General features: G+C 61.0%; 20 protein-coding genes. 4 read left to right on the top strand and 16 right to left on the bottom strand.

Annotated features, from left to right (window positions below):
* Window positions 1-4: 4 nt before the first annotated feature.
* Both msrA and msrB read right to left on the bottom strand, forming a co-directional pair.
* Entirely contained in the window at window positions 5-511 is a 507-nt protein-coding gene (msrA, locus tag AAC077_RS08980) for a peptide-methionine (S)-S-oxide reductase MsrA (RefSeq protein WP_339768687.1), read from the bottom strand.
* Entirely contained in the window at window positions 508-957 is a 450-nt protein-coding gene (gene msrB / locus AAC077_RS08975; protein ID WP_339768685.1) for a peptide-methionine (R)-S-oxide reductase MsrB, read from the bottom strand. Before msrB ends, msrA begins: the two co-directional genes overlap by 4 nt.
* A 151-nt stretch (window positions 958-1,108) precedes the next feature.
* Between msrB and AAC077_RS08970 the strand changes: the two genes are divergently transcribed.
* Window positions 1,109-1,642, top strand: a complete 534-nt coding sequence (locus AAC077_RS08970; protein WP_339768683.1) for a glutathione peroxidase — start codon at window positions 1,109-1,111, stop codon at window positions 1,640-1,642.
* A 120-nt stretch (window positions 1,643-1,762) separates the two neighbouring features.
* On the opposite strand, the gene AAC077_RS08965 is transcribed toward AAC077_RS08970, so the two are convergent.
* From AAC077_RS08965 to AAC077_RS08940, 6 genes are all read right to left on the bottom strand, one after another.
* Window positions 1,763-1,996 (bottom strand): hypothetical protein, encoded by a 234-nt coding sequence (locus tag AAC077_RS08965; RefSeq protein ID WP_339768681.1) that lies wholly within the window; start codon window positions 1,994-1,996, stop codon window positions 1,763-1,765.
* Between the two features lie 138 nt (window positions 1,997-2,134).
* A complete protein-coding gene (locus AAC077_RS08960; protein ID WP_339768679.1) occupies window positions 2,135-2,818 on the bottom strand; it encodes a YjbF family lipoprotein in 684 nt (227 codons plus the stop codon).
* Window positions 2,815-4,977 (bottom strand): YjbH domain-containing protein, encoded by a 2,163-nt coding sequence (locus AAC077_RS08955; RefSeq protein WP_339768677.1) that lies wholly within the window; start codon window positions 4,975-4,977, stop codon window positions 2,815-2,817. Before AAC077_RS08955 ends, AAC077_RS08960 begins: the two co-directional genes overlap by 4 nt.
* A gap of 134 nt (window positions 4,978-5,111) precedes the next feature.
* On the bottom strand, window positions 5,112-7,022 hold the full coding sequence (locus AAC077_RS08950; protein ID WP_339768675.1) for a nucleoside-diphosphate sugar epimerase/dehydratase: 1,911 nt from the start codon (window positions 7,020-7,022) through the stop codon (window positions 5,112-5,114).
* Window positions 7,023-7,219: 197 nt separating this feature from the next.
* Complete coding sequence (locus AAC077_RS08945; protein ID WP_339768674.1) at window positions 7,220-7,858, bottom strand: sugar transferase; 639 nt, start codon at window positions 7,856-7,858, stop codon at window positions 7,220-7,222.
* The gene (locus AAC077_RS08940; RefSeq protein ID WP_339768672.1) at window positions 7,855-8,688 is read right to left on the bottom strand and encodes an NAD-dependent epimerase/dehydratase family protein; all 834 of its coding nucleotides are present in this window, start codon (window positions 8,686-8,688) and stop codon (window positions 7,855-7,857) included. Before AAC077_RS08940 ends, AAC077_RS08945 begins: the two co-directional genes overlap by 4 nt.
* A 112-nt stretch (window positions 8,689-8,800) precedes the next feature.
* On the opposite strand from AAC077_RS08940, the gene AAC077_RS08935 reads away from it, so the two are divergent.
* Window positions 8,801-9,907, top strand: coding sequence for a polysaccharide biosynthesis/export family protein (locus AAC077_RS08935; RefSeq protein WP_339768670.1), 1,107 nt, complete (start codon window positions 8,801-8,803; stop codon window positions 9,905-9,907).
* 4 nt (window positions 9,908-9,911) lie between these two features.
* Here AAC077_RS08935 and AAC077_RS08930 read toward each other — a convergent pair whose 3' ends face one another.
* The 7 genes from AAC077_RS08930 to ade all read right to left on the bottom strand — a co-directional run bounded on the left by AAC077_RS08930 (window position 9,912) and on the right by ade (window position 17,449).
* Entirely contained in the window at window positions 9,912-11,165 is a 1,254-nt protein-coding gene (locus AAC077_RS08930) for a glycosyltransferase family 4 protein (protein ID WP_339768668.1), read from the bottom strand.
* Window positions 11,166-11,206: 41 nt separating this feature from the next.
* Entirely contained in the window at window positions 11,207-12,178 is a 972-nt protein-coding gene (locus tag AAC077_RS08925; RefSeq protein ID WP_339768666.1) for a GlxA family transcriptional regulator, read from the bottom strand.
* A 56-nt stretch (window positions 12,179-12,234) separates the two neighbouring features.
* Window positions 12,235-12,639 carry a thioredoxin family protein gene (locus AAC077_RS08920; RefSeq protein WP_339768664.1) on the bottom strand — a complete coding sequence of 135 codons (405 nt, stop codon included), beginning with the start codon at window positions 12,637-12,639 and terminating at the stop codon, window positions 12,235-12,237.
* A gap of 76 nt (window positions 12,640-12,715) precedes the next feature.
* Entirely contained in the window at window positions 12,716-13,585 is an 870-nt protein-coding gene (locus AAC077_RS08915) for a DMT family transporter (protein WP_339768662.1), read from the bottom strand.
* A gap of 162 nt (window positions 13,586-13,747) precedes the next feature.
* Window positions 13,748-14,035, bottom strand: a complete 288-nt coding sequence (locus tag AAC077_RS08910; RefSeq protein ID WP_028955749.1) for an HU family DNA-binding protein — start codon at window positions 14,033-14,035, stop codon at window positions 13,748-13,750.
* Window positions 14,036-14,186: 151 nt separating this feature from the next.
* A complete protein-coding gene (locus tag AAC077_RS08905; protein ID WP_339768635.1) occupies window positions 14,187-15,650 on the bottom strand; it encodes an AMP nucleosidase in 1,464 nt (487 codons plus the stop codon).
* Window positions 15,647-17,449 carry an adenine deaminase gene (gene ade, locus AAC077_RS08900; protein ID WP_339768633.1) on the bottom strand — a complete coding sequence of 601 codons (1,803 nt, stop codon included), beginning with the start codon at window positions 17,447-17,449 and terminating at the stop codon, window positions 15,647-15,649. Before ade ends, AAC077_RS08905 begins: the two co-directional genes overlap by 4 nt.
* 87 nt (window positions 17,450-17,536) lie before the next feature.
* Here ade and arsC point away from each other — a divergent pair, with 87 nt between their 5' ends.
* Entirely contained in the window at window positions 17,537-17,962 is a 426-nt protein-coding gene (gene arsC / locus AAC077_RS08895; RefSeq protein ID WP_339768631.1) for an arsenate reductase (glutaredoxin), read from the top strand.
* 35 nt (window positions 17,963-17,997) lie between these two features.
* A complete protein-coding gene (locus tag AAC077_RS08890) occupies window positions 17,998-18,435 on the top strand; it encodes a VOC family protein (RefSeq protein WP_339768629.1) in 438 nt (145 codons plus the stop codon).
* Here AAC077_RS08890 and AAC077_RS08885 read toward each other — a convergent pair.
* Window positions 18,387-19,307: a LysR substrate-binding domain-containing protein gene (locus AAC077_RS08885; protein WP_339768628.1), complete on the bottom strand. Its 921-nt coding sequence runs from the start codon at window positions 19,305-19,307 to the stop codon at window positions 18,387-18,389. The genes AAC077_RS08890 and AAC077_RS08885 overlap by 49 nt on opposite strands.
* Window positions 19,308-19,391: the final 84 nt, after the last annotated feature.

Raw genomic sequence — 19,391 nt, 5'->3', positions numbered from 1 at the left:
GGGTCTATTCTGCCGCGCGTCTGGGCAGCACCCAGTCAGGACGGACAAAGTGGCAGGTGTAGCCGTTTGGGATGCGTTCCAGATAGTCCTGATGCTCGGGTTCCGCTTCCCAAAAGTCACCCACCGGCTCGACCTCGGTCACGACTTTGCCGGGCCAGATGCCCGATGCTTCGACATCGGCGATGGTGTCCAGTGCAACCGCTTTCTGGTCTTCGTCGACATAATAGATCGCCGAACGATAGCTTAGGCCGACATCATTGCCCTGACGGTTGGGGGTGGTGGGGTCGTGGATCTGAAAGAAGAACTCAAGCAGCTCGCGGTAGGATACGACTGCTGGGTCATAGATAATCTCGATCCCTTCGGCGTGGGTGCCATGGTTGCGATAGGTCGCGTTGGGCACGTCGCCGCCGGTGTATCCCACGCGGGTCGATTTCACGCCGGGGCGCTTGCGGATCAGATCCTCCATGCCCCAGAAACATCCGCCTGCCAGAACTGCGCGTGCGTCGCTCATGCCACGTCCTCCACCTGATCGAGGTAATCGCCATACCCTTCGGCCTGCATGTCGTCTCGGTGGACAAAACGCAGCGAGGCCGAGTTGATGCAATACCGCAAGCCGCCACGATCGCGCGGACCGTCGGGAAAGACATGGCCCAGATGGCTGTCGCCATGGGTGCTGCGCACCTCGGTGCGGATCATGCCCAGGCTGGCATCGCGCAGTTCATTCACGTGCGCCGGTTCAATGGGTTTGGTGAAACTGGGCCATCCACAGCCGCTTTCGTATTTGTCGGACGAGGCAAACAGCGGCTCGCCCGAGACGATGTCGACGTAGATGCCCGGTTCCTTGTTGTCCAGAAGCGGACCGGTGCCGGGGCGTTCGGTGCCGCTTTGCTGGGTCACGCGATATTCTTCGGGTGACAGGCGCGCGATGGCGTCGGGGTCTTTGGTATAGGTGGCCATTCTTGCCTCCTTCGGTCAGGGTTTCTTTGAGCATAAGATGGGGCTGGCGCGGAAAAATCAAAGGGTTGTTACAGCATGGTCACGCAAAGGAAATGTGATCCGCCGGCGTTTGATCCGCGTATACTCTTACAGTCGCATCAGGAGCTTTGTCATGAAACGCCTTGTCCAAATGTTCGCGGGTCTGTCTGCGGGCCTTATCCTTGCAACATCGGTCTTTGCGGATGTCAGGGGACAGCAGTTTTCGAATATTGACGGCGGGCAATTGGCGATGGACGATTGGGCGGGGCGTCCTGTGCTGGTCGTCAACACCGCGTCGCAATGTGGCTACACCCCGCAATACGCCGAACTTCAGACATTGTACGACCGCTACAAGGCACGCGGGCTGGTGGTGCTGGCGGTGCCGTCGGACGACTTCCGGCAAGAGCTGAGCAGTTCCGCCGAGGTTAAGGAGTTTTGCGAGCTGACGTTCGGGCTGGATTTGCCAATGACCGACATCACTCATGTGCGCGGCCCCGATGCGCATCCGTTCTATGTACAGGTCCGCAAGGATACCGGGTTTGTACCAAAGTGGAATTTTCAAAAGGTGCTGATCGGACCGGATGGTCAGGTCGTGGCAACCTGGCGGTCGGGAACCACACCCTTGTCAGGGGCTGTGACCGGCGCGATCGAGGGTCTGCTGAACTAGGGGCAGCCGCGCTTGGACCGGTGTGCTTGTGCGGGACCTGAAAAATCAGAGCCAAACACAACAGGAAAACCGGACACCTGAACGGCGCCCGGCCTGATTTCTACAGACAGCAAAAGCCGCTTACGGTGTCGACGTAACTGTTGAACCATCGGCCGCAATCAGGAGAACGGTCAATGCTCCGGTAGCAACCACAACACCATTGTTCAGGGCGCCGCCCAGACCTTGGCCCTCAACTTTGGCTTGACCCTGACCACCGGTAACGGTCGAGTTCAGGGGGATCTCATCGGCGAATACAGGCATTGCCATTGCCGCCGACAGGGCGACTGCGGAAAAAAGTTTGAATGGTTTGGCCATGATATGACTCCTTGGAACAGATACTTTTCGAGTACCCCAGAATGTTTTTTGCCACAACATGCCTGGAGTTGATCCAAGCATACTGATGTTATGCTGCGCCATAGCTTAAGACCGTCTTTCAGATCCGTTGGTCGTGGACTATTTTTTCAGCAGGCGCATGTCCAGGTAGCCCACTTTCGGGCCACCCCATTGCCGCGATTTCCAGACCGTGCTGTCGCGGCGGTCCACCCAGTAATGGTTGGTGATTTGTCCGGTTTCGTTGCTGCAATCCTCGCGCAGGTGCACGGTTGGGAAGCTGCGTTCAACAATCTCGAGCGTCTCGGCGCCCATGTTGCGCACTTCGCAGCTTAGCGACATGCGGTCGACGCCATTCACATCATTGCGGATATACATCACACGCTGGCCGCTGCTGCTGCCGCGGCTGCGCACGGCCGCCAGCGCGGGGCTTGCGTCGGCCGAGGCCAGATCATTGCCCAACCCCTTGGTGCCAATCAACACGCCGTCACGCAGCACGAGCTGGCTGTTGCCGCCTGTGCGCCAGACAGTCACGTTGCCGTCGCGATAGGCCTCGGGGATCAAATAGGCGGTCTGCTCGCGTTTGGCGGCCACCACTTCAAGCGAGGCGACCGTCAGACCGTCCAGCAAGGGGCGCGTCAAGGTCGGCAGAACCGGCGGGTTGCGCTTGGCCTTGCGCTGGTTCGACGCCACCGAGACCACTTCGGACAGGGTCGACGATTGTGAACTGGCGGTTTCTGTGCCGCCGCTACACGCAGACAGGATCAGACCGGCACACAAGGCCAGACAAACGGTGCGTGTTCTCATTCCCAGACTCTCCCGAAATCGGCGACAATGTCGTTGCGGTGTCCGTGCCGCACTTGTTCATACAAGCGGCCGGGAACGGCCAGACGGGCGCCGCCGTCCCGTTGGATCGGGCGGATCGTGGTCGATACGGTACGCTTCGACGGTTGTCCGATAAACCAGCTGACCGGAATTTCCAGTTTGATGCCCTTGTCAAACGACCCTTCGCCAAATTCGGCGGCCGACACATTTGTCAGGGTAAAGAAGCCGCCGACGCGCCAGCCATTTGCGAATTCGCGGGTCAGGGTTGCGGTGGCACCCACATCGCCTGCCAGATAGCGGCCTACGTCCAGCTGACCGGTGTAGCCGCCCCCGAATTCGTAATAGGCGGACACATGGCCGGTAGCGACCGAATAGTCCTGAAAGCCGAATTGCTGTTCGAATTCACGCTGTTTGACGTAGTTTGCCTCGATTCCCAGCGCCAGACGGCTGTTCACCGGTTTCCACAGCAGCTCGGCCGACACACCGCCGAACATTTTTTCCAGATAGCCTGCGGTCAGGCGGGCATAGGTGTTGGCACCCGGTTTCCACTGCTTGCTGACATACAGGTTATGCAGTGTGGTGTCGGCAGCCTTGGCATACTCCAGGGCGTCGGTGCGCACGCGTGGCAGTCTTGAGCCCGAGCGTCGGTCGCTGTCGGCGATGGTGCCGGCCAGACGGTGACGCAGCTCGCCCGCCACCACCCAACCCGGCGCAAACCGGTAGCGGAATTCGGCGCTGACGCCCAGGTCGGCGCGCACCGGGCTTTCCGGGTCAAAGTAGCTGGGTGCGACGTAGGGCCCAAGCGAATAGTTCAGCGACGGATACAGATCGGGGTTCTGCACCGCATGGGGCAGATTGGGCGCAGCCTCGCCAAAGCCGGTGACCGCCAGCAGGGCGTTGGTGTTGTCCGGCTGGAACTCCAGCGCCTCAAGATCCGAACGGCGCATTGTGACGGTGCTTAGCGGCAGGTTGTTCTGCACCAGCACAAGGCGGAAAGTTTCGACCGACGGTGGCAGGATCAGCGACATCACCCGTGCCGCGCGCCCGATGGCGGCAGCGTCTGCGGGGTAACGGCGGTTGAGGAATCGCAGTTCGGCGCTGTTGGCGCTGACGGACAGCGCGTCCAGCGTCAGCCCTTCTTTTTCCAATTCGGGGCGCAATGCATCGCGGATGGTGGCGGGGGCCGTGGCGCTGCGGCTCCAGTCTTCGGACCAGGCGGCGGGGTTTGCCGCGCGGGTCGGGCGTTGCTGGATGGTGCGCGGGCCCGACACCATCAACGGCGTGGACGCATTTTTGGGGTTCACCTGCAATTGCGCGGTGATGCCCAGCTCGGACCCGTACATCCAATAAGCGCCAAAGCGCAGGTTTTGCGAATACTGGTATTCGGCACCAAAGTTCAGCCGGCTTTTGCGGGTGAACACCCCGCGCGAGGTTTCGGGCTCATAGGCATCGGGCGAATACTCGGCCTTGAGCGCCCAGCGGTCATTCAGTTGCCATTCGACACCGGCAAAGGGGGACGCGGGACCACGGAACCATTGATCGGTCGCAAAATTGCCGCCCTTGCTGTTGGGGTCGAACCTGGGACGATTGCTGCCAAAAGGTGATCCGATGGACCCGGATGACCCCAGCCGCCCCCAGCCCAGACCTGCCGTCACTTTTACAGCTCCGGGCAGGCTGAGCGGGCGGTCAAAGGTTTTGGTCGCGACCACGTATTCGGCGGCATTGATGCCGGTGCCCGCGAAATCCTGAAGCCCCAGCGTGATCGCGGGCCAATACAGTGACTCACGGCGCAGCAGGAACCGCACATCAAAGTTGCGGTCGCGGTAGGTGTCGAAGCCGTTGTCGTTCCAATCCTGGATGCCAACATAGCGGAAGGTGGCCGAAATGCGGGGCGAAAACTGGAACGTCATCGCGGTGCGGCTGATGCCGCCGAAATAGGAATAGCTGACAACAAATTGCGCGTCAGGCAGCGCGTCGCCCGACGGCATGTCGATCACACCGGGGCTGCCGTACATGTTCAGCGAAGGCTGAACCGGCAGTTTGAAATGGGGCGTGGTTTCATCGCTTTGGGCATAGGTCATGGTGCCCAGCCCAACAAAGGCGGCAGCAAAGGTGGTTTTGCGGAAAATAGCTCGCAGCACGCTGCACCCGATCTGTTGTTCAACTGTTTCGCAGACTAGACCACGGCGCACGGGTGCAGATCAACCGCATTGCCCGGTATCCCAAGGCTTGGCGCGGAACCGCGGCATTCGGGTGACAATCGACGGTTTTGGGGTCACGAAACCGGGGTAAGTTGCGCCGTTTTGTCCGACTGGTCGCGCACGGCAAGCGAATACCCCTCGACCCAACGCATGGCCACTTCCTTGGCCGCCTCTTCGTCGCTGCTGGCCAAGGCTGCGCGCAGGACCCGCAGGGCGCTGGCGATCTCGATTTCCGACAGTGCCACCTCGTCCGCGGAAAAGATTTTCCGGTGGGTCGTGCCAATCAGGTTGCCGGTCAGGGTCAGCTCTTCGGTCATTTTTTCGCCGGGGCGCAGGCCGATGAATTCAATCTCGATATCGCCATCGGGGTTCTTGGCGTCGCGCACCGTGTAGCCTGCGCTTTCGATGACCTGACGTGCCAGCTTTTCGATGTGAACGGGTTTGCCCATATCCAGAACAAAAACCTCGCCACCCTTGGCCATCGCACCCGCCCGCAGCACCAAATGCACGGCCTCCTGGGCGGTCATGAAATAACGCGATACCTCGGGGTGGGTCACCGTCACCGGGCCACCACGGCGCAATTGTTCCTGAAACAGCGGCACGACCGAACCGGATGAACCCAGCACATTGCCAAACCGCACCATGGTGTAGATCGGCGCCTTGTCCGTGGGAACGCGACTGGCCAGATCCTGAATCACAAGCTCGGCCAGACGTTTGGACGCGCCCATGATATTTGTCGGGCGCACGGCCTTGTCCGAACTGATCAGGATGAACCGCTCGACACCCGTCTTGGCCGCTTCGGTGGCCAAGGTATGCGTGCCCAGCACATTGTTGGCCAAACCGGTCAACGGGTTCGTTTCCACCAGCGGCACGTGTTTGTAGGCGGCTGCGTGCAGCACCACCTGAACGTCATGATCCGCCAGTATGCGCCGCACCTGTCGTGCATCGGTGACCGTACCCAGAACCGGCACAATCTCAATTTCCGTGTCTTCAGCGATCTGGCGCAGCTCCATGTCGACTTTGTACAGCGCGACCTCGCTCAGCTCGAACAGCACCATCTTTGCAGGGCTGCATTGCATGACCTGCCGGCACAGCTCTGACCCGATGGACCCGCCAGCGCCCGAGATCAGAACCGTCTTGCCCTGATAGCTGGCGATCGCGCTTGCACCTGTTTCAGTCGACACTTCATCGCGGTTCAGGAACAGTTTGGGTTCCACATCGGTCAGCTTGTCGACCAACGCTTCTTCTCCGACAAGCTGAGAAAAAGAGGGCAGCGCCTGAACTTCAAGCCCCATCTTTTGCAGCCGCCGCGAGATTTGCGCCTGTTTCGGCAGGCTAAGCGATGGCAGCGCCAGCAAGACGCGGTCGATCTTTTTGTCAAAGGCGATTTCGGCGATGCGCACGGGTGAATAGACCGGCAGCCGCGATACGATCAGCCCATGCAGCGACTTGTTGTCGTCCACAAAGGCAACAGGCTCGATATGTTCGTGGCTGCGCAGGGCAGATACCAGTTGGGTGCCTGTGGTGCCCGCCCCATAGATCAGAACGCGACAGCGCACGGATGAACGCCGGTAGATCGCCAGCACGATCTGCAACAGCACGGCGCGGCTGATGATCGAAAAGATGAAAAAGCTGATGCCAAAAATGATCTGCGTCGGGATCGGCACCGGAATGCGTGCTGCCGCCGTCAGCAGAAAGGACACGATGACCAGTGCCACAGAGAACGCACCGGTCAGGCCAATGGCACCGGTTTCGTAGGCATTCAACTGAATGGTCGAAACGCCCAGCAAAACCGACAGGGCACCGCCGATGATCAGCAAAAAGGGAAGAACGGGCAAATACGCCAGCATCATGCCAAAGGCACCGCTGTCGCTGGCGTGCAGAGAAAACGAAAACAGCAGGGCAAGCGGCACCAGCATCGCATCGACAAAAAGCATGATGTTACGCTTCTGCGTGCGCGACAGGGATTTGATAATACTCAGCACTTCGCGCCCCCACAAAAACATTTAACCCATAGGCCGACTGAACCAGAGCAACTCGGACAAAGGCCAATATGAAATAATAAATGCTGCATGTGCAAAATAGTCATCCAAACTATAAAACAGCAGCGTTCCGTTAAATCTCTTAAAAAATTCCTAATGAACCAAACATTACGTCAGTTTTTAGCGATTCGCATCTTATGTCAGCAGCGGCGCGGTTTGGCGGCGGAGGATCGCCTGCGGAACAGGTTGCCGATGGTCTGGAAAACCAGATCAAAGTCGTAGCAGGTTGATTGATTGCGCTGATAGATCAGATCCAGGCGCGCTTTGCGCGGGACGCAGATCCGGGTGTAGATGTCGTCGGTGGCCTCGGGGGTGGTGCAGCGGGCCAATAACCTGTCTTCGTGTTTGTGAAACCGGATGGTCGCCAGCCCCGTCACACCGGGCCGCGATTTCAGGACCTGATCGTAGATATGTGGAAACCGCTCGACATATTCGCGCAACGGCGGGCGGGGGCCGACAAAGCTTAGGTCGCCCTTTAGAATGTTCCAAAGCTGGGGAAATTCGTCCAGCCGCTTGGCCCGCAGTTTCGCCCCCAGCGGCGTGATCCGCGCCTGTTTGTCGCCGCCCGACACCCCTGCGTCTTTATCGACGACCGACATGGTGCGGAACTTCCACAGACCAAAGGGTTGGGTGGGGGTTTTCATGCGCTCGGCCACGTAGAACAGCGGGCGGCCCTGTTTGATCAGGATATAGCAAACCAGCCACAGGATGACCGGACCAAGGATAATCACCAGAAGACTGGCAAAGAACAGATCGAAGATGCGCTTGCGCCAGGTCATTTGGGGTCTCGTGCGTGGTGCCAGTCGGCAACAATGCCTGCGGCCGTGCTGTCTTGTGGTGCAAAGGGGGCCAGCAAGGCAAGCGCATCCGTGTTCAGGCCCACATCCCAGAGGACGGGGCCGGTTGGCGCAGTCGCACGCCACGGCAGGGCGGCGGCATCCAGCAGCGCACCCATTTCGACAATACCGGGTGCCGCGATGTGCAGCACCGGTGGCGGCGCGTCGGCGGTGATCACATGGGCCAGCGTGCGCGCAAGGGCCTGTGGCCCGATGTAACTGCGGCGCGGTGTCCGGCCATCTGGGTCGGTGTCCAGTGCCATCCGGCTGTGCCAGCCGCCCAGAATCGCGTCGGCGCCGGCGACATTGCCGATGCGCAGGCAGGTGACCGGTGCGCCGGTGGCCAATGCTGCCTGTTCCATCGCCAGTTTGGCTTGTCCGTAGGGCGACACGGGCGTCACCGCGTCGGTTTCGCGTAAATTCGCACCGCCTGCGCCATAAACCGCCGCCGACGAGGCCAAAAAGACACGTATGCCATCTGCCGCGGCAATGGCCGCCAGCGCCAGATCGGTGTTGTGTTGCAGGGCCAGGGGGTCGCCTTTGGTCACGCCTGCCAGGCACAGAATGCTGTCGGCGCCAGCACACAGTGCGCTTAGCGCTTTGGGATCATTCAGAATATCGACGCAGTGGAATCCGGCCTTTTGGGTGCGGGCCTGCCAGCGGACAGCATCCGTTGTCCACTGATTGCGCAGGATCGCGCCCAAACGTCCTGTGGCGCCCAGAACCACGAGGCGCTTATTCTTGAAGTCGGGTCGTGTTGGCGTTGACGGCATGACCCCATCAAGTATCTTGCGCAGCAGAAAATTCCAACGTTTCAGCGTCAATCTGCCAGCTGATACGAAAGATAAATAGCTGCCGGGGGGCAAAGACAGCATGACAGGACCAATGCGCATTATCGGGTGGCTGTGTGTCATGGCGTTTATGGCGGCCTGCTCGGAGCTTCCGCGCGGCGCTGCCGTCGACAAAGAGATCCTGAAAACCTCGGGCGAGGCGGAAGCCGACTTTGCGATTTATCCGGTCACACGGGCGTTTTTGCCGTCGATCGAAAGCTGGCCGCGCGTGGGCGATGAACAGTACAACTGGATCGGCGCCACCGCAGGCTATAACTCGCAGGTGATTTCACCGGGCGACACGTTGAACATTCGCATTTGGGATTCGGGCGAGAATTCCTTGCTGACTGGCCCCGGTTCGCCGGTTGCCGACCTGACCGAGGTGCGGGTCACCGGCGCGGGCACCGTGTTTATTCCGTATGTGGGCAAGATCAACGTGGCGGGCCGTACGCCCGACAGTGCGCGGTCGGCCATTCAAAACAGTCTCGAAGCGGTTGTGCCGTCGGCGCAGGTGCAGGTGTCGATGGCCGAGGGGCGGATGAATTCGGTCGATCTGGTGGGCGGCGTGCGCGCGCCCGGTTCCTTCCCGATGCCTGATCAGAACTTTTCGGTTCTGTCGTTGATTGCGGCAGGCGGTGGCGTTGATGGAAGCCTGAAAAATCCGCAGATTCGCCTGATGCGGGGCGGCAAGATGTACGGGACTTCGATCAATCGTCTGTATGAAAACCCCGGCCACGACACGCGGCTGCGCGGTGGTGACAAGGTGATTGTCGAAGCTGACGAACGTTATTTCGTGTCTATGGGGGCTGCGGGGACGCAATCGCTGTACCCGTTCACCAAGGATCAGATTTCGGCCACCGACGCAGTGGCGATTCTGGGCGGTGTGAACGCGGCGCGGGCCAACCCCAAGGGTATCCTGATCCTGCGTGAATATCCCGCCAGCGCGGTGCGCCCCGGTGTGCGCGGGCCGCGTCAGCCGCGCGTTGTGTTCACGTTGGACCTGACCAATGCCGACGGGCTGTTTTCAGCACGCAATTTCAGCATCAACTCGGGCGACGTGGTTCTGGTCACCGAAAGCCCGATCAACGGTGCCCGTACGGTTCTGGGCCTCGTTGGTTCGGTCTTTGGCGTCTTCAACACCGCGAACAACGCCGCAAACTGATGATCTAGGCGGGCAGGGCTATGGCCTTGTCCGCCGGCACCAGCGCGTTGATCTGGCGCAGGTGCTCGGGCAGGCATACGCTTAGGAAATCATAGGTTTTCACCACATGCGCCCGCGCGTTTGGCCCCAGATGCGCATAGGCGTCGGGGCGCGCCAGCACATCGACGACCTGAGCGGCCAGCGCGTCGGGATCAAAGAAATCCACCAGCATCCCGGTTTCACCATGTGTGATCGCCTCGCGCACGGGGGCCACGTCGCTGGCGACAATGGTGGCCTGCATCGACATGGATTCCAGCAGCGACCATGACAGCACGAAGGGCATGGTCAGATAGATGTGGCAGCGGCTGATCTGGATCAGCTTTTGATAGGCGTCATAGGGCACCTGTCCCAGAAAGTGCACACGCGACCAATCCACGCGGTCGCCCACCTCGGCCTCCATCTGGCCGCGCAGGCCTTTGGGGTGCTCGGACTTGCCGCCATAGGATGTGTCGTTGCCGCCCACCACCATCACGCGGGCGTTGGGCCGCCCTTTAAGGATGCCGGGCAGGGCGCGCATGAACTGGTGAAAGCCGCGCGTGGTTTCCAGATTGCGGGCCACATAGGTCACGATTTCATCCGCGCGGGTCAGCGGGTGGTCGATCCGGCCCAGCCGCAGTTCCACGTCGGGGTTCGGCAGCAGCGTGTCGGTGCGGATGCCGTCGTGACATACGTACATCTTGTCATGAAAGGCAGTTGGAAAGCGGTTCTTTTGCCAGTCCGTCGGACATTGCGCCAGATCCACGCGGTCGATGTTGACCAGCGGCACGGTGTTGTGTGCCTGCATGATAAACGGGGCATGGTCGCTGACCGGGCTTTCGGGGTCAAACCCGACAGGGCCGCCGGTGACGCTGTAGTAATATTCGAAAAACCCGATGATCGGCACGTCGGGGTAGATTTCCTTCATAAAGGTCAACTCGCCCCAGCCGACGTGGCCGATGATGATGTCGGGCACCCAGCCTTCCTTGTCGCGCAAGCCTTGGGCCGCCATCGCGCAGCCAAAGCCCGAACCGGCGGCGTTTTCCCACGTTTTGACCAGACCATAGGTGTCATCGGATGCCTGATGGTGTGCCTTGTAGACCAGTTCGCGCACGCCTTTCATCAAGGGTGGTTTGCGGCGTTGGGTCAGAAAGATGATCTCGTGTTCGCGGGTGTCGGCCAGCCACTGGACAAATTCGCGGTACTGACCGGGCATGTTCTGGTGAACAAAAAGCAGCTTCATTAAAATACCTTGGCTCTGTTTCACCAAGGTTTAGCGCGGCTTCACGAAGTCCACAACAAATGGGTGCCGCGCATTTCCTGTCCGGGGCTCAGGCCAAAGTTGCTGCGGTAACACTTTGAGAAATGCGACAGGGACTGGAAACCGCAGGCCACGCAGATGTCTGTCACGCTCATGGAGGTTTGCCGCAACAACCCGCGTGCCTTCTCCAGCCGCAAGCTGAGGTAATGCCGCTTGGGGGACACAGCGAGGTATTTGGCGAACAGCCGTTCCAGTTGGCGGGTGGACAGGTGGACCAGATCGGCGATCTCGTCGGGGCGCAACGGGTCTTCCAGATTATTGGCCATTGCTTGCAGCGCCAGCGCCAGCTTGGGATTGCGCGCCTCGGTCGGGCCACCTGCCGACATGCGCTGGGCGTGTTCCATCTGGCGCGGATGGGTATAGACCATCTGATCGGCCACCCAAGTCGCCAGATCCTGCCCGTATTCATCACGGATGCGGGCCAGCATCATATCCATTGACGCGGCCCCGCCCGCAGTGGTGAACACGCGCCCGTCGATGGTGAACAGACCCTTTTCGATGGTCACATCGGGCAGCAGTTCGCACAGCGCATCGCGGTACTGCCAATGGGTCACAACCCGCTTGCCCGCCAGCAGCCCGGCCAATGCCAACGTATAGGCCCCCGACGACAGCGCGCCGAAGTCAATGCCACGCCGGGTTTCGCGGCGCAGCCAGTTCAGGACGGGTTTGGTGCTGCCTGCGCCCGCCTGTTCGCCGGCACAAACCACCAGCGTATCGTCGTGGTGCAGGTCGGTCAGGGGGCCATCCACCACCGTGGTGATCCCGTTATAGGCAGGCACCGGCGTGCCGTCGGCGCTAAGCACCATCCACGTGTAATAGGTCTGTCCCGAAGGGTGCAGGTTGGCCAGGCTCAGCGCCTCGAGCGCACAGGCAAAGCCAAGCTGGCTGTAACCGGGAATCAGCAGGAACACGTAGCGGCGCGGAACGATTGTCATGACCCGACGCTAGCGCGGGCGTGACGGCGGTGACTGTTCTGAAAACGACCTGCGGTTCAGCGCGCGGCCAACGCGGCGTCCATCAGGCTGCGGATTTTGCCAGCTTCGGGTTCGTTCACCAGACGTGCAACTTCGCTGCCGTTTTTCATCACCAACAGGGTCGACCGCCGCTCGACCTTCAGCCGTTCGGCCATGCGCGAGCGGCCGTAGGTGTCCCAGTTCACGTCGATGAACTGCAATTCGCTGTATTCGGGGTTTGCCGAAATTGCTTCGGCGATCAGTTCCTGTTTGATCTGGCAGGTCAGCGACCAGTTGGTGCGAAAGTTCAGGATCACAACCTGATCGGTGGCGCGCACTTCGTCCCACAGTGCGGGATTGAAGGTGCGGACCTGAAAGGCGGAAGCGACGCCCGGCAAGACAAAGGTGGCAGCAGTGGCGGTCAGAAAGGCGCGGCGGTTCATCAAAGGCTCCGATTGAATACGCAAACAGTTTAACGGCAGCGACGTGCGGGGCTCAATGGTGTGCAATACTGCCGGGTCAGGTTTTTGCGACGCGTGACAGTTGTACCGCAAGAATGCCCAAGCCGATGACAGCGACACCCAGAATATCATGCGCCCCCAGCTTTTCGCCCAGCAGGGCGGCGGCAATCGCCACGCCAAAGAACGGATTGAGAAAGTGAAAGGTTGCCGCCCTGACCGCGCCGATGCGCTGGACCAGCGAAAACCAGATGTAGGTGGCCAGCAGGCCGGGGGCCAGCATGGTGTAGATGAATGCGGCAAAGAATTCGGGCGTGGGATTAAGTCGCAGCGTTTCGGTCAGCGCTGAGGCCACGGCCAGCACGCCCGCGCCCACGAACATTTGCAGCCCGACGACCATCATCAGGTTGCCGCCCGACGACGCGCCGCGCATCGACAGCGTGGCGATAGTCAGCGAGGCAGCCCCGATTATGCACAAGGCGACCCCGCGCATGTCCGCACCGGCGTCCATGCGCGCCGACATGATGATGACCACGCCGACAATGCCCATCAGCAACCCGATCACCCCGAACAGCGGCAGCCGGTCGCGGAACACGATCCAGCCGGTCGCCGCCACCATCAGTGGCATGGTCGACGCGATGATCGACGCCAACGACGCCTGCACGGTCTGCACCGCGTAAAAGTTCAGTCCCAGATAGATGGCGTTCTGGCACAGTCCGAACACAAAGGTTGCCCGCCACTGGTCGCGCGTCAGATTCCAGCTTTGGCCCATCATCCGCGCGATGCACACGCCGATGATGCCTGTCAGAAAGAACCGCAATGACAGCGACGCCAAGGGCGACGCGTCGGCCACGATGATCCGGGCCGAGGTAAAGGCCGAAGACCAGATGAAGGCGAACACGACGCCCATCAGGATTGCTTTGATGTCCATTTCAGGTGTCGCGTCCTGTGGTTGCCCGTTTCGGCGACCTTTTCCCAATTGCAGCCAAGGGGCAAGGCGCAGGCAAAGTTATGCAGTTTGATGCCTTATGCCCCGAAACAACAAAGGGCCGCCCTAGGGCGACCCTTTGCGTAACTCATGTCACAGACAAGGTTAGCCGTTCACGCTGTCTTTCAGCGCTTTGGCGATTGTCATTTTGACAACCTTGTCGGCTTCTTTTTTGAACTGCTCGCCGGTGGCAGGGTTGCGCACCATGCGCTCGGGGCGCTCGCGGCAATAGATTTTGCCAACGCCGGGCAGAGTGACGGCACCGCCGCCGGACACTTCACGTGTGATCAGCGCGCACACTGCGTCAAGCGCTGCGCCTGCGGATTTCTTGTCTGTCCCCATGTCCTCGGCCAGTGCGGCGACGAGTTGGGTCTTTGTCATTGGTTTTGCCATTTTATGGTCTCCTTCGTCCGCCCGAATTATAGGGCCTCACGCCCGTAGAGTAACGGAATGTTGTATATGAACACAACGAATAGCGGTCCAAGACAAGCGGTAATCGCGCATTTTTCGCTTATTTCTGCCGATTTCCCCCGGATTCCGCCGATCAGAGGAACGCGGTCTCGTCAAAAGACCGCAATTTCCGGCTGTGAATACGTTCCAGCGGCATTTTCCGCAACCGTTCCATGGCCCGAATTCCGATCATAAGATGGCGTTGCACCTGTGTTGTATAGAACTCGGACGCCATGCCGGGCAGCTTCAATTCGCCGTGCAGGGGCTTGTCCGACACGCACAAAAGGGTGCCGTAAGGCACGCGGAACCGGTAGCCGTTGGCAGCAATCGTGGCGCTTTCCATGTCCAGCGCCACGGCGCGAGATTGCGACAGGCGGGCGACGGGGCCGGACTGGTCGCGCAGTTCCCAGTTGCGGTTGTCGATGGTGGCCACGGTGCCGGTGCGCATGATCCGTTTCAGGTCGAACCCTTCCAGCGCCGTCACCTCGCCCACCGCCTGTTCCAGCGCAATCTGGATTTCCGCCAGCGCCGGGATCGGGATCCAGACCGGCAGGTCGTCGTCCAATACGTGATCCTCGCGCAGATAGGCATGGGCAAGCACGAAATCACCCAAGGCCTGCGAATTGCGCAGACCGGCACAGTGGCCGACCATCAGCCACGCATGCGGACGCAGCACCGCGATGTGATCGGTCGCGGTCTTGGCGTTGGACGGGCCGATGCCGATGTTCACCAACGTGATGCCGCTGCCGTCCTTGCGTTTCAGGTGGTAGGTCGGCATTTGCGGCATCTTCACCGGCTCTGTCAGCGGCTGGTCACCTGCCGTGATCACCGCGTTGCCGGTCGAGACAAAGGCAGTGTAGCCGCTGTCGGGATCATCCAGTTGCGCGCGGGCAAAGGCCTCGAATTCCGAGACATAGAACTGGTAGTTGGTGAACAGGACAAAGTTCTGGAAATGCTCGGGATCGGTGGCGGTGTAATGGGCCAGCCGCGCCAGCGAATAGTCGATGCGCTGCGCGGTGAACGGGGCCAGCGGGCCGACGCCATCGCTGGGGGTAAAGGTGCCATTCACGATGTCGTCGCTGGTGGTCGACAGGTCCGGCACATCAAAGACATCGCGCAGGGTAAAGCTGGCTGCACCTTGTTGGGGCACCTGAATGGCCGCGTCCGACCCGACCGCGAAGTGTACCGGGATGGGCGTGTCCGACGCCCCGATGTGCACTGGCTGGCCGTGGTGTTCGATCAACAGCCCGATCTGCTGGATCAGATAGTTGCGGAACAGGTCGGGCCGGGTGATCGTCGTGGCATAGGTGCCGGGCGTCGACACATGGCCAAAGCTCAGCCGCGTGTCGATCTGCGCATAGCTTAACGTGGTCACGCGCACTTCGGGATAGAACGCCCGCACACGGGCATCGGGCGCGCCGTCGGACATCGCGTCCAGAAACTGCGCCCGCAGGAACGTGGTGGCGGCGGTATACAGCTCTTGCAGGTAATCCACGGCTTCGGTCGCGTCGGTAAAGCTGCGCGGGTGGCCATCGTCCGGTGTCAGGATACGGGTCATGTATGTGTCTCTATCACGGGCTTGAATTCAAAGGTACGCACATCGACAAGGCCAAGGTCCGAGATGCGCAGTTCGGGGATCACCACCAGCGCCAGCAGCGAATGCTGCATATAAGCGTTGTTCAGCGTGCAGCCGCAGGCGCGCATGGCCTCCATCATCGCCTCGGCCTTGGCGGCGACCTCTTGGGCGGGGTTGTCGGACATCAGGCCCGCAATCGGCAGGTCCACCAGCGCCAGTTCTGCGCCGTCCTTGAACACGGTGATGCCACCGCCGACCGTGCGCAGTCGGTTTGCCGCCAGCGCCATGTTGTCGGCATCGGTGCCGACCACGATCATGTGGTGGCTGTCATGCGCCACGGTTGACGCCATCGCCATCTGCCCGTCGTAACCAAAGCCAGAGACGAAGGCATTGACCACACCGCCCGTCGCCTGATGCCGTTCCACCAGCGCAATCTGGCACACCTCGCCCGTGGCCTGAACGCGGCCTTCGGTGACCGGCAGTTCAAATTGCAAGGCCTTGGTCGGCGCTTGGTTTTCGACCACGCCGATGACATTGGCGGTGACGGCGTTGGCCCCTTTGGGCGCGGCAATGCGAAAGTCGTCAGCACTTAGATCGCGGGCCATGTTCACAGTCTGGCGTGCGCTGTCGGGCCAATCGTAATGCGGACATTCAACGCAGATTTCGCCGTTGACAGAGACTGTTTTTCCCCGCGCAATCACATGTTCAATCGGCAGTGTTTTCAGATCCGAGGTCAGGATCACATCGGCCCGCCGCCCAGGCGTCAGCGAGCCAATCTCGCGTTCCAGGCCAAAGTGTGTCGCAGTGTTGATCGTGGCCATCTGCAAGGCCACCAGCGGATCACAACCACAGTCGATGGCATGGCGCACCACGCGGTTCATGTGCCCGTCATTCACCAGCGTGCCGGAATGGCAATCGTCGGTGCACAGGATCATGTTGCGCGGGTCCAGCCCTTTTTCGGTGAGCGCGGTGATCTGGCTTTGCACATCGTACCACGCGCTGCCCAGCCGGATCATCGACCGCATCCCCTGCCGCATCCGCGCAATCGCGTCCGCCTCGCAGGTGCCCTCGTGATCATCCGCAGGGCCGCCGGCAACATAGCCTGCAAAGGCAGGCCCCAGATCGGGCGAGGCATAGTGCCCGCCCACGGTCTTGCCTGCCCGCTGGGTCGCTGCAATCTCGGCCAGCATCTTGGGGTCGGCGTTGCTGACACCGGGAAAGTTCATCATTTCACCCAAGCCGATGATGCCGGGCCAGCCCATCGCTTCGGCCACGTCCTCGGGCGAGATTTCAAAGCCGGTGGTTTCCATGCCCGGCGCGCTGGGCGCGCAACTGGGCATCTGGGTAAAGATGTTCACGGGCTGCATCAGCGCCTCGTCGTGCATCATCCGCACACCGTCCAGGCCCAGCACGTTGGCAATCTCGTGCGGGTCGGTGAACATGCTGGTGGTGCCGTGCGGAATGACCGCACGGGCGAATTCCGCTGGCGTCAGCATGCCGCTTTCGATGTGCATGTGCGCGTCGCACAGGCCCGGTATCATGTAGCGCCCGTTGGCTTCGATCACTTCGGTGTCGGGGCCGGTGCAATAGCTGGCGTCCGGCACCACACAGGCGATGCGTCCGTGGGTGATGGCGATGTCATGACCGTCCAGCACCTCGCGGGTGTGGACGTTCACCCATTTGCCGCCCTTGATGACGGTCTGCGCAGGGGTGCGGCCCGTGGCCACGGCGATCAGGTCGGCGGCCACATCGGGCCACGAGGGAAAGGGGGTATGTTCCATGCCCCATTTGTTCCAAAGTCGCGGGCGGGTGCAAGGGGAAGTCTGTGCATTCTTGAAAACGTCATGAAACTGCGGCAAGGGCAAAGCATGGACATCGTTATTTTTCACAACCCCGCCTGTGGCACCTCGCGCAATGTGGTGCAGATTGCCCGTGACGCGGGCTATGACCCGACCGTGATTGAATATCTTGATACCGGATGGACCCGCCCGCAATTGCTGGCGCTGTTTGCCGCGGCGGGGCTGACGCCGCGTGCGGCGTTGCGTGTGTCGAAATCTCCGGCGGCTGAAATGGGGCTGCTGGACGAGGGTGTCAGCGATGATGCGCTGCTGGACGCAATGGTCGCCCATCCGATTCTTGTGAACCGCCCCATCGTGGCCTGCGCCAATGGCGTGCGGCTTTGCCGTCCCTCGGGCGAGGTTCTGGATCTGCTGCCCAATTGGCCGCCCGCGCCCTATGCCAAGGAAAACGGCGATCTGCTGATTGACGCCGACGGTGTGCGCCTGCCGGAATGACTTGACGCACCGGCGTGGCTTGGTGACGGTGCGGTATGGATTACGAAACCGTTGACGCCGACACCTTTGGCCGCAGCTTGCGGGGCATGGGCCTGAACCTGCTGGTGCGGGATGTGCGGGCGCATGTAGCCTTTTTAGAGACTGTTTTCGAGATGGCTGCGCACCGCGTGTCGGGTGATTTTGCGATCATGGAATATCACGGTCAGGTGTTCCAACTGCACAGCGACGGCACCTATCATTCCAACCCGTTGCAGGGGCTGCTGCCGGAAAACCCGCCACGCGGGGCGGGGATCGAGATACGCTTGTACGAAACAGACGCCGATCTGGCCGTGCAGCGGGCCGAGGCAGCAGGCGCCACGATCCTGCAACCGCCCACCGACAAACCCCACGGCCTGCGCGAGGCGTATATTCTGTGCGCAGACGGCTATGCCTGGGTGCCGTCCCGTCCAATATCAGAGCCTGACAAAGGATAATCCACGGCCATCTCGGCTTTGATCCAGTCCGCTATGGCGCGGGCCTGCGCGTTGTCCTCGGCCTGTGGAGCAAGTGACAGATAATAGCCCTCGTGCATCTGGACTGCGCCTGCGAAGGGGCGCACCAGACGGCCCTGTGCAATGGCATGGCGTGCGGCGCAATCATGGGTCATCGCCAGCCCTGCGCCAGCCTCGGCGGCGGCCATTGCGGTGGCCAGAACCTGCGCGTGGGTGACGCGTGGGCCCTGGGCCGGGGGCAGCCCGACACCCTCGGCCCAGGCGTCCCAGGTGGTCAGCATGGCGGTACAGTAAAACAGACGGTGCCGGGCAATATCTGCCAGCGACACCTGATAGTCCGGCGCGCAGACCGGATAGAACGTGTCCCAAGTCAACCGTTCGGCCGGGCGGTCGCGGGCGGGGGCCATCAGAAACCGGATTTCGATATCCGCCATGTCGCCCCGTTCCATCGGGTCCCAGATGGCGGTGTTGATCTGCAAATGCAGATCGGGATGGCGCGCATACAGACGCGGCAAACGTGGCGCCAGCCAGCATGTGGCAAAGGTCAGGTTGCATTGCACCTGCACAGCGTCCCGCGCATCGCCATCCACCAACATGCGCGTGCCACGGCTGAGCGTCTGGAAGGCGTCGCGCACCACGGGCAGGTAATTCAGCCCCGTTACCGTCAGTTCCAGCGCCCGTGGGCGACGGTAAAACAGTGGCTGGCCCAGATACCCTTCAAGCGATTTGATCTGCTGGCTGACGGCACTTTGCGTCATGTTCAATTCACCCGCTGCCGTCGTGAACGACAGGTGCCGCGCCGCCGCCTCGAAGGCGCGCAACTGGTTCAGCGGGGGCAGGGCGCGTGTATTCATAATTCAGCCATTAGCATTACTTATGCGGTGACGACAGTTTTTTCGTTGGCCAACCGGCGGCGCCCCCGCCACCATAAGCAAAAG

Source organism: uncultured Pseudosulfitobacter sp., from assembly GCF_963976325.1.
Taxonomy (GTDB): Bacteria; Pseudomonadota; Alphaproteobacteria; order Rhodobacterales; family Rhodobacteraceae; genus Pseudosulfitobacter.
Note: the sequence above shows the minus strand (reverse complement) of the source record. Positions and strands in the feature narration are given on the sequence as shown.

Excerpts from the sequence above, each read along its gene's own strand:
- msrA (WP_339768687.1), bottom strand. The coding sequence starts at position 511 with ATGAGCGACGCACGCGCAGTTCTGGCAGGCGGATGTTTCTGGGGCATG.
- msrB (WP_339768685.1), bottom strand. The coding sequence starts at position 957 with ATGGCCACCTATACCAAAGACCCCGACGCCATCGCGCGCCTGTCACCC.
- AAC077_RS08970 (WP_339768683.1), top strand. The coding sequence starts at position 1,109 with ATGAAACGCCTTGTCCAAATGTTCGCGGGTCTGTCTGCGGGCCTTATC.
- AAC077_RS08965 (WP_339768681.1), bottom strand. The coding sequence starts at position 1,996 with ATGGCCAAACCATTCAAACTTTTTTCCGCAGTCGCCCTGTCGGCGGCA.
- AAC077_RS08960 (WP_339768679.1), bottom strand. The coding sequence starts at position 2,818 with ATGAGAACACGCACCGTTTGTCTGGCCTTGTGTGCCGGTCTGATCCTG.
- AAC077_RS08945 (WP_339768674.1), bottom strand. The coding sequence starts at position 7,858 with ATGACCTGGCGCAAGCGCATCTTCGATCTGTTCTTTGCCAGTCTTCTG.
- AAC077_RS08940 (WP_339768672.1), bottom strand. The coding sequence starts at position 8,688 with ATGCCGTCAACGCCAACACGACCCGACTTCAAGAATAAGCGCCTCGTG.
- AAC077_RS08935 (WP_339768670.1), top strand. The coding sequence starts at position 8,801 with ATGCGCATTATCGGGTGGCTGTGTGTCATGGCGTTTATGGCGGCCTGC.
- AAC077_RS08930 (WP_339768668.1), bottom strand. The coding sequence starts at position 11,165 with ATGAAGCTGCTTTTTGTTCACCAGAACATGCCCGGTCAGTACCGCGAA.
- AAC077_RS08925 (WP_339768666.1), bottom strand. The coding sequence starts at position 12,178 with ATGACAATCGTTCCGCGCCGCTACGTGTTCCTGCTGATTCCCGGTTAC.
- AAC077_RS08920 (WP_339768664.1), bottom strand. The coding sequence starts at position 12,639 with ATGAACCGCCGCGCCTTTCTGACCGCCACTGCTGCCACCTTTGTCTTG.
- AAC077_RS08915 (WP_339768662.1), bottom strand. The coding sequence starts at position 13,585 with ATGGACATCAAAGCAATCCTGATGGGCGTCGTGTTCGCCTTCATCTGG.
- AAC077_RS08910 (WP_028955749.1), bottom strand. The coding sequence starts at position 14,035 with ATGGCAAAACCAATGACAAAGACCCAACTCGTCGCCGCACTGGCCGAG.
- AAC077_RS08905 (WP_339768635.1), bottom strand. The coding sequence starts at position 15,650 with ATGACCCGTATCCTGACACCGGACGATGGCCACCCGCGCAGCTTTACC.
- ade (WP_339768633.1), bottom strand. The coding sequence starts at position 17,449 with ATGGAACATACCCCCTTTCCCTCGTGGCCCGATGTGGCCGCCGACCTG.
- arsC (WP_339768631.1), top strand. The coding sequence starts at position 17,537 with ATGGACATCGTTATTTTTCACAACCCCGCCTGTGGCACCTCGCGCAAT.
- AAC077_RS08890 (WP_339768629.1), top strand. The coding sequence starts at position 17,998 with ATGGATTACGAAACCGTTGACGCCGACACCTTTGGCCGCAGCTTGCGG.
- AAC077_RS08885 (WP_339768628.1), bottom strand. The coding sequence starts at position 19,307 with ATGAATACACGCGCCCTGCCCCCGCTGAACCAGTTGCGCGCCTTCGAG.